We start from the raw sequence: 8,895 nt of genomic DNA on the forward strand, positions 1-8,895 counted from the left end.
TCGATGCGTGCCACCGGTGTGGGGGGCAGGTGGTTCGGGTATGCCTGCGCAGGCCCCATTCGCGGTTGCCCGGCTGTGTGCATGGCAGGGACGGTGTTGATGAGGTGACGAGAGCGCGGCACGGTGGTGGCCCGCGAGCGTGGGCCGGAGCAGGCATGCCCGGACCGCCTGCCTGTCTCGGTCGTCACGGGATGAGTGGTCGACACGAAAGAAGCCTCAGTCCTTGAAGGTCCGATGCCCCGAGATCATGGTCGACACGATGCTCTGCCGCCCCATGATGTCCTCGCGGATCGCGGCGTACACATGCAGGATCACGAAGATCACCATGCCCCACAGGCCGAGGTGGTGCCAGGTGTGCACGTCCTGCGACTGCCCGAACAGCGGGATCACCCAGCTCGTGAACAGCGTGTGCGACCACGACCCCGCCTGCGTGCCTTCGCCGTACAACGCGAAGCCGGTGACGATCATGAACAGCGTCAGGAAGAAGAAGCCGAAGAACATCGCCGCGCGCGCCAGCGGGTTGTGGCCGACGTAGCGGCTCGGCCGCGGGATCAGGAAGGCGTACCACTTCAGCATCGTCAGCACCTCGCGCCAGTAGGCGCCGCTGAAGATCGGCAGCGTGAACAGCTCGCGCGCATGGTGGTTGCCGACGACCGCCCAGTACAGGCGCCCAAGCAGGCCGACCGCGAACACGTAGCCGGCGGCGAAGTGGGCGAAGCGGATGTAGCCCATCAGGTAGTTGCTGCTCGCCTCGCCGGGCATGGTCGGCAGCGGCGAGCCGATGAAGTAGCCGGTGACCGCGAGCACGACGATGGACAGCGCGTTGACCCAGTGCCACAGGCGCACCGGGGCTTCGTAGACGTAGACCGACTTGATCGACGCCGCCTTGGCGACGGCGCGCTCGTCGGTGCCGGTGGCGTCGGAGAAGGATTGCGAGGGGGTGGCGGACATGGTGGTGCCTCGCGGTGGTCAGCGTTGCGTGCCGGTCGAGTCGCGGTCTGCCCGGTCTTCCCGATCTGCGCGGCGCCGCCGCCGAATGGCGCGCAGCAGCACCACGCCGTAGCCGACGGCCAGCGCCGCCAGCAGCCCGACCACGTGCTCGGCCTCGAGCACATGCATCAGGTTGTCCGGTGCGGTCAGGCCGTGGCCAGGATGGGCCATCGCGGCGCTGCCGGCGACGAGCGCCGCGAGGCCCGCGGCAGCACGGAGGAATCGTTGAGTGGTCATCTGGGTGTCTCCGTATTGCTTCTTCAGCGCACCTTGACGCGCGTGAGCTCGGCGCCGTCCTCGCTCATCACGTGTGTGGAGCAGGCGAGGCAGGGGTCGAAGGAGTGCAGCGTGCGCAGGATCTCGACCGGCTGCTCGGGGTTGGCCATCGGCGTGTTCATCAGGCTGGCCTCAAAGGCGCCGATCTGGCCCTTGTGGTCGCGCGGCGAACCGTTCCAGGTGGTCGGCACCACGCACTGGTAGTTCTCGATGCGGCCGTCCTTGATCTTCACCCAGTGGCCCAGCATGCCGCGCGGCGCGGCCACCGTGCCCACGCCCTTGGCCTCCTTCGGCCAGGTGCTCGGGTCCCACTTCTCGACGTTGGCGGTGGCGGTGTCGCCGGCCTTGATGTTGGCGACCAGCTCGTTCCAGTCGTCGAGCATCATCTCGCCGCAGTACTGGCCCTCGAGCGCGCGTGCCAGCGTGCGGCCGATGGTGGTGGGCAGCAGCTGCTTGGCCGTGTACTGCGTCTCCGGCAGGCCCAGCGCCTTCGGGATGGCGCTGTTGATCATCATCGCCGAGTACTCGATCTGCTCCTTCGGCCGCTGCGCGTACTTGTTGCCCTTCTTCGCGTGGGCATAGGCGAGGATGTAGCGCGACAGCGGGCCGACCTCCATCGCATGGCCACGCCAGCGCGGCGCCTTGATCCACGAGTACTTGGCCGCCTCGTCGATCTGCTCGATGTTCGTCTTCGTGCCCTTGGTGTTGGCGCCCAGCGTGTAGTTCGGCTCGGTCACGCCGTCCCAGGGGTGCAGGCCCTTGGTCTCGTCGGCGTACTGGTACCAGCTGTGGGTCACGAACTCCTGCACCTGCTCGGGGTCGCGCGGGTCGATCGGCAGGATCTCGTCCCAGTTGCCGCCCAGGATCACGCCGCCGGGCAGCTGGTCGGTGCTCTTGTCGTAGTTGACCTTCGGGTACTCGCCGTAGTCGCTGACGTTGGTGGCCGAGAGTCCCCCGCCGTGCAGCCAGCCGGCCTGCTTGTAGATCGTGCCGATGGCCAGCACGTCGGGGATGTAGACGTTCCTGTTGAACTCGATGATCTCGTCGATGCGCGCCTTGACGAAGTTCAGCCGCTCCATGTTGATCGGCGCGCCGGCCGATCCGTCGCGGTCGATGTTGATCGCGCAGGGCACGCCGCCGACCAGGTAGTTCGGGTGCGGGTTCTTGCCGCCGAAGATGGTGTGGATCTTCACCCACTCCTTCTGCAGGTCCAGCGCTTCCAGGTAGTGCGTCACCGCCATCAGGTTGGCCTCGGGCGGCAGCACGTAGGCCTTGTTGCCCCAGTAGCCGTTCATGAAGGGGCCGAGCTGGCCGCTCTCGACGAACTTCTTCAGCCGGTTCTGGATGTCGCGGAAGTAGCCGGGCGAGCTCAGCGGGTGCGAGGGCGAGACGAGCTGCTGCAGCTCGCTGGTCTTCTTCGGGTCGGCCTTCAGCGCCGAGACCACGTCCACCCAGTCCAGCGCATGCAGGTGGTAGAAGTGCACCGCGTGGTCGTGCACCTGCAGCGTCTTGGCCATCATCTCGCGGATCAGGTGCGCGTTCTTCGGGATCTTGATCCCGAGTGCATCCTCCACCGCGCGCACCGAGGTCAGCGCGTGGCAGCCCGTGCAGACGCCGCAGATGCGCTCGACGAAGGCCCAGGCGTCGCGCGGGTCGCGGCCCTTGAGGATGACTTCCAGACCGCGCCACATCGTGCCGGTCGAGACGGCGTTGCGGATGACGTTGTTCTTGTCGAGGTTGACCTCGCAGCGCATGTGACCCTCGATGCGGGTCACCGGATCGACGACGACGCGCCTGCCGCTGTCGTCGAGCTTGAAGCCTTGCGTTTCGTACGCGCCCATGGGGTTGGTTCTCCTCGTCCTTACTTGTTGCTGGCCGGGGTGCTGACCCGCTTGATCGCGGAGGCCGCTGCGTGCGCCGCCACCGCCGCGCCGACCACGCCGGCCGCCGTGCCGCCGACCTTGTCGGCGTTGGCCTCGATGCCGAACTGGTGGATGTCGGTGAGGCGGCTGTAGAACGAGCCCTTGTCCCAGAAGCCGTCTTCCGAGCAGCCGATGCAGCCGTGGCCGGCCTTGATCGGGAAGCTGGTGCCTTCGTTCCACTGCACGGTGGAGCAGGCGTTGTAGGTCGTCGGGCCCTTGCAGCCGACCTTGTAGAGGCAGTAGCCCTTGCGTGCGCTCTCGTCGTCGAAGGCCTCGACGAACTGGCCGGCGTCGAAGTGCGGCCGGCGGTAGCACTTGTCGTGGATGCGCTGGCTGTAGAACATCTTCGGCCGGCCCTGGCGGTCCAGCTCGGGGATGCGGTCGAAGGTCAGCATGTAGGTGATGACACCGGTCATCACCTCGGCGATCGGCGGGCAACCGGGCACCTTGATGATCGGCTTGTCGGTGATCACCTTGTGCACCGGAACCGCCTGCGTCGGGTTCGGCTTGGCCGCCTGCACGCAGCCCCACGAGGCGCAGGAGCCCCAGCTGATGACCGCCTTGGCGTCCTTGGCGACATGCTTGAGCTGGTCGAGGAAGGGCTTGCCGCCGATGATGCAGCTCATGCCGTCCTGGTTCAGCGGCGGGTTGCCTTCGACGGCGAGGATGTAGTTGCCCTTGTACTTGGTCATCACCTCCTCGAGGATGGCCTCGGCCTGGTGGCCGGCCGCAGCCATCAGGGTGTCGTCGTAGTCGAGGCTGATCATCGACAGCACCACGTCCTTGGCCAGCGGATGCGCGCTGCGGATGAAACTCTCCGAGCAGCAGGTGCATTCGAGGCCGTGCAGCCACAGCACCGGCGTGCGCGGCTTGGTCTCCATCGCATGGGCGATCTGCGGCACGAACGAGGGCGCGAGGCCCAGCGAGGTGGCCGTGAGCGAGCAGTACTTGAGGAAGCTGCGGCGCGAGATGCCCTGGCGCCGCATCACCTCGTAGAAGGTCTCCATCGTCCCCGTCTCCTGGTGTGGCTGTGTGCGGGACACAGTCACAAGAGGCGTGCCGCTTTCGGGCCTCCCTCGGGAAAGTACGGGAGGGGCGGCGTAAGTGCTTGATGGGGGTGGTGTTTTTTGATGGATGTTCAGGGGGCAGCGCACGCGCGGCGCGGCCGCTGGTCGGCCTTCTGCCAGCGTGCCGCCCAAGGTGGACGGTGCCTGACCGGCTGGCCGGCCGGCCGGAGGTTGTAGACTGCGCGCCCTCTACAGGATCCTTCGACTGGCCTTCATGCTGCACGGGTCACCCAGCCCGGGCGTTGCCGGTTCGGAGCTCACCCGCCTCCTGGCGAGCCTGGCGGACGCGCCGTCGCCCGCGACGCGCCCGGTCTTTGCCGAGCGCCTGGGCGACTGGCTCGGCTGGACCGGCGCCATCTCGCTGTCGGCAACGCTGAACGCAGGCCCTGGCACCCTGGCGCCGGGCAGCGGCCACGTTCGTGGCGGCGAGGAGGCGGACTTCCAGCGCGTGCGCGCGGCCCTGGAGGCGTCCATCGCCGCCGGCCCCCGCGAGCGTGTGTCGAGCCCGACCGACTTCGGCCCGTACCGCCGCCACTGCATCGCCCGACAGCAGGCGGTGCAGGAGGCTGCCGCCGCGCTGCGCCAGCGGCTGCGCGACGCGTTGTCGCGCTGCTCGCCGCAAGGCGCCCGGCTGGCCGCCATCGATGCGCTGATCGACCAGGCCCTTGCCGCGCAGGAGCGCAGCCTGCTCGGCCTGGTGCCGCTGCGATTGCAGGCGCACTTCGAGCGCCTGCAGCGCGCGGCGGCCGAGCACGACGCCGCCGACGACGCAAGGGAGGCGCCGGAGCGCTTCCGCGAAACCATGGACCGTGTGCTGCGGGCCGAACTGGCGCACCGGCTGCTGCCGGCCCAGGGTCTGCTCGACACACTGCAAACACTTCGACCGACATGACCCGACTACTTCACCACGCCGCCTTCACGGTCGGCCTGCTCGCCATCGGCTGGGTCGGCGCCGGCTATGTCCCCGGCAGTCCGCTGGCGCTGGCGCTGGTGCTGCTGATCGGCGCCTTCTACGTGATGGGCGCGCTCGAACTGCACCGCTTCCGCCAAGGCACCGCTGGCCTGGCGCAGGCGCTGGCCGCGATGGGCGAGCCGCCGCCGGCGCTGCGCCCCTGGCTCGCCGGGCTGGACGCCGGCCTGCGCAACGCCGTGCGGCTGCGCATCGAGGGCGAGCGTGTCGCGCTGCCCGCCCCCGCGCTGACGCCCTACCTGGTCGGCCTGCTGGTGCTGCTGGGCATGCTCGGCACCTTCCTGGGCATGGTGGTCACGCTCAAGGGCACCGGCCTGGCGCTGGAGAACGCTGCCGACGTCGAGGCCATCCGCGCTTCGCTCGCTGCGCCGGTCAAGGGGCTGGGCCTGGCCTTCGGCTGCTCGGTGGCGGGCGTGGCGGCCTCGGCGATGCTCGGCCTGATGTCGGCGCTGGCGCGGCGTGAGCGCCAGCGCACCGCGCAGCAACTCGACGCCTGCATCGCCACCACGCTGCACGGCCACTCGCGCGCGCACCAGCGCGAGCAGGCACTGCGACTGCTGGGCGCGCAGGCCGAGGCGATGCCGGCGCTGGTGAGCCAGATGCAGGCCCTGGCGGCGCAGATCGAGCGCCAGGGGCAGGCGCTGCAGGACCGCCTGCTGGCCAGCCAGGCGCAGTTCCACGGCGAGGCGCAGCGTGCCTACACGGGGCTGGCCGAATCGGTGGGTGACTCGCTGAAGACGAGCCTGGCCGACAGCGCACGCCTGGCCGGCGCCGCCATCGAGCCCGCGGTGCAGGCGACGATGGCCGCGCTGGCGCGCGAGACCGCCACGCTGCGCGAGGCGCTGGGCGCCGCGGTGCAGCAGCAGCTCGAAGGCAGCAGTGCGCGCCTGGACAGCACGGCCGCCAGCGTCGCGCAGAGCTTCGAGCAGCGCAGCGCCGCGATGCTCGACGGCGTGGCCGCGCGCATGGACCGCAGCACCGGCCAGTGGGCCGAGTCCTGGGGTCAGGCGATGGCTGTGCAGCGGCAGGGCCACGAGGCGCTCGTGCAGCACACGCGCGAGACCCTGTCGGCCAGCGCCGCCGGGTTCGAACAGCATGCCGCCGCGCTGCTGCGCCGCATCGCCGAGGCGCATGCCGCCTGGGACGAGGCCGCCGCCACGCGCATGGCCGAGCGCCAGCAGCAGATCTGCACGACGCTGGAGCGCACCGCGCAGGCCTTCACCGCGCAGGCCGAGGCCCATGCACGCAGCACCATCGGCGAGATCGAGCGGCTGGTGCAGGCGGCGTCGCAGGCGCCGCGCGCCGCCGCCGAGGTCATCGGCGAGCTGCGCCAGGCGCTCGGCGACAGCCTGGTGCGCGACAACGCCGTGCTCGACGAGCGCAACCGCTTGATGGCCACGCTGGGCGGCCTGCTCGACGCGGTCAACCACGCCAGCACCGAGCAGCGTGCCGCGATCGATGCGCTGGTGCACTCGACCACCGAGGTGCTGGAGCGTGCCGGCGACCGCTTCGCGCAGACCGTGCAGGCCGAGTCGCAGACGCTGCAGGTGGTGTCGGCGCAGGTGACCGGCAGCGCCGCCGAGGTGGCCAGCCTGGGCGAGGGCTTCGGCCTGGCGGTGCAGCTGTTCAGCCGTGCCAGCGAGCAGCTGACCGGGCAGCTGCAGCGCATCGAGAGCGCGCTCGGCCAGTCGATGGCGCGCAGCGACGAGCAGCTCGCCTACTACGTGGCGCAGGCGCGCGAGATCATCGATCTCACGCTCGGCTCGCAGAAGCAGATCGTCGAGGACCTGCAGCAGCTGGCGCGGGTGAGCGCCGGCGCGCCGGCGGAGGCCGACGCGGCATGACGGCCAGCGACCTCGACGACGGCGTGGAGTCGGGCACGCCCGTGTGGGCGGTGTTCGGCGACCTGATGGCCGGGCTGCTCGGCGCGTTCGTGCTGATCCTGGTGTTCGTGCTGGGCATGCAGCTCGACCTGGCCGAGCAGCTGAAGGCCGAGGTGCAGCAGCGCCAGGCCGAGGCGCTGCGCCGCGAGGCACTGGAGCGGGCGCTGGCCGGCCCGCTGGCGGCCGGCCGCGTGACGCTGGCCGACGGCCGCATCGGCATCAGCGGCAGCGTGCTGTTCGCCTTCAACTCCGCCGAGCTGCAGCCCGAGGGCCGGCAGCTGCTGAAGAGCCTGGCCGTGCCGCTGGCCACCTACCTGGCCTCGCGCGACGAGGTGCTGATGGTCAGCGGCTTCACCGACGATCGCCAGGTGCGCGACGGCGGCCGCGCGAAGTTCGCCGACAACTGGGAGCTCTCGGCGCAGCGTGCGCTGACCGTGACACGTGTGCTGATCGAGGATGGCGTGCCGTCGCCGTCGGTGTTCGCCGCGGCCTTCGGGGCCGAGCAGCCGGTCGCCTCGAACGCCGATGCCGCCGGCCGCGCGCTCAACCGGCGCGTCGAGATGGCGCCCACGCCGCGGCGAAAGCCGTCGGCGGCGAAGCCCTGATGCGTGCCGAAGCAGGCCTCGATCCGATCGCCGCGGTCGAAGCCGGGCGTGCCTGCGGCGCGGCGCGGGTCGACCCGGTGGCCTGGTGCGTGATCGAGGCGCTGGCGCGGCGCGCCGCAGCGCAGCAGGGCGAGGCGCGGCGCCTGCTGGTGGCGCGCGTCGAGCGGCTGCTCGACGCGCATGCCGCCGCGACGCCGGCCGCCGCGCCAGGCGATGCCGTGCCCGACGAACGCATGGCGCGGCGCGCGGCGCTGGCCGGGCTGTCCGAACTGGTCGACCGGCTCGGGCGTTCTGCGGCACCGCCCGGTGCGCTGCCGCCCGGTACACCCTCCCGCGCGCCGTCGTCCGGGCCGCTGAAGGCGGTGACGGCGTACCAGGGCACCTGGTCGCGCCTGCGCGCCGAACAGCGCCTGCGCCAGGCACTGGCCCAGGTGCCGGCGCAGGCCGGGCCGCTGAACTCGCTGCACGTGGTGCATGCCGCGCTGCGCACGATGCACGAGCTCTCGCCGGCCTACCTCGACGCCTTCATGTCGCACGTCGATACGCTGCTGTGGCTGGAGCAGGCCAGCGGCGGCAATCTCGCGGCCCGCCCGGCGGCGCGTGTCGAGAGCGCGCGAAGACCCCGCGCACCGTCGGCCCGCAAGGGCTGAGCCATCGGTTTGCCCACGGGCATGCCATCATGGCCGCATGCTGCGCACGCTCAAGGATCTGCTCGACCGCCTGGCACCGCCGTCCGCGCAGGCCGACCCGCGCGAGGCCGAGCACCTGCTGCAACTGGCCACGGCGGTGATGCTGGTGGAGGTGATGCGTGCCGATGCGAGCTTCCATGACGGCGAGCGCGAGGCCGTGCTCGCCGCGCTGGCCGACAAGTTCGCGCTGGCCGACGACGAGGCCGCACGCCTGGTCGAGCTGGCCGAGTCGACGGCACGGCAGGCCACCGACCTGTTCTCGTTCACCTCGCGCATCAACGAGCGCTTCGAGATGGCGCAGAAGCTGCGCATGATCGAGCACATGTGGCGGGTGGCCTATGCCGACGGCCACCTCAGCGAGCACGAGCGCCACGTGATGTGGCGCATCGCCGACCTGCTGCACGTGCCGCAGGGCGCCTACGTGAACGCGCGGCTGCGCGCACAGCAGGCGGCCGGCGCGGTCTGACGGTGGGCGACATCCTGCATCCTGGGG

Annotated in this window: 9 protein-coding genes; 5 read left to right on the top strand and 4 right to left on the bottom strand. The window is 70.6% G+C overall.

The annotated features are described in order from the left end of the window. Nucleotides 1-216: 216 nt before the first annotated feature. From cybH to AAG801_RS37670, 4 genes are read right to left on the bottom strand one after another with little or no spacing between them, the layout of a single operon-like run. Entirely contained in the window at nt 217-951 is a 735-nt protein-coding gene (gene cybH / locus AAG801_RS37655) for a Ni/Fe-hydrogenase, b-type cytochrome subunit (protein WP_341893010.1), read from the bottom strand. An 18-nt stretch (nt 952-969) separates the two neighbouring features. Then, nucleotides 970-1,227: a hypothetical protein gene (locus AAG801_RS37660; protein WP_341893011.1), complete on the bottom strand. Its 258-nt coding sequence runs from the start codon at nt 1,225-1,227 to the stop codon at nt 970-972. Nucleotides 1,228-1,250: 23 nt separating this feature from the next. Then, complete coding sequence (locus tag AAG801_RS37665) at nt 1,251-3,107, bottom strand: nickel-dependent hydrogenase large subunit (protein WP_341893012.1); 1,857 nt, start codon at nt 3,105-3,107, stop codon at nt 1,251-1,253. 20 nt (nt 3,108-3,127) lie between these two features. Continuing rightward, entirely contained in the window at nt 3,128-4,195 is a 1,068-nt protein-coding gene (locus AAG801_RS37670; protein ID WP_341893013.1) for a hydrogenase small subunit, read from the bottom strand. 274 nt (nt 4,196-4,469) lie between these two features. Between AAG801_RS37670 and AAG801_RS37675 the strand changes: the two genes are divergently transcribed. Genes AAG801_RS37675 through AAG801_RS37695 form a run of 5 tightly spaced genes read left to right on the top strand, consistent with a single transcriptional unit; the run spans nt 4,470 to nt 8,868 of the window. Further along, nucleotides 4,470-5,147 carry a DUF3348 family protein gene (locus AAG801_RS37675; RefSeq protein ID WP_341893014.1) on the top strand — a complete coding sequence of 226 codons (678 nt, stop codon included), beginning with the start codon at nt 4,470-4,472 and terminating at the stop codon, nt 5,145-5,147. Continuing rightward, on the top strand, nt 5,144-7,069 hold the full coding sequence (locus AAG801_RS37680; protein ID WP_341893015.1) for a DUF802 domain-containing protein: 1,926 nt from the start codon (nt 5,144-5,146) through the stop codon (nt 7,067-7,069). The genes AAG801_RS37675 and AAG801_RS37680 overlap by 4 nt, the downstream gene beginning before the upstream one ends. Then, nucleotides 7,066-7,713, top strand: a complete 648-nt coding sequence (locus AAG801_RS37685) for an OmpA family protein (protein WP_341893016.1) — start codon at nt 7,066-7,068, stop codon at nt 7,711-7,713. Before AAG801_RS37680 ends, AAG801_RS37685 begins: the two co-directional genes overlap by 4 nt. Continuing rightward, nucleotides 7,713-8,363, top strand: a complete 651-nt coding sequence (locus tag AAG801_RS37690; RefSeq protein ID WP_341893017.1) for a DUF2894 domain-containing protein — start codon at nt 7,713-7,715, stop codon at nt 8,361-8,363. The genes AAG801_RS37685 and AAG801_RS37690 overlap by 1 nt, the downstream gene beginning before the upstream one ends. A 37-nt stretch (nt 8,364-8,400) precedes the next feature. After that, nucleotides 8,401-8,868 (top strand): TerB family tellurite resistance protein, encoded by a 468-nt coding sequence (locus AAG801_RS37695; protein WP_341893018.1) that lies wholly within the window; start codon nt 8,401-8,403, stop codon nt 8,866-8,868. The last annotated feature ends 27 nt before the right edge of the window (nt 8,869-8,895 follow it).

This window comes from Variovorax sp. YR752, from assembly GCF_943372545.1.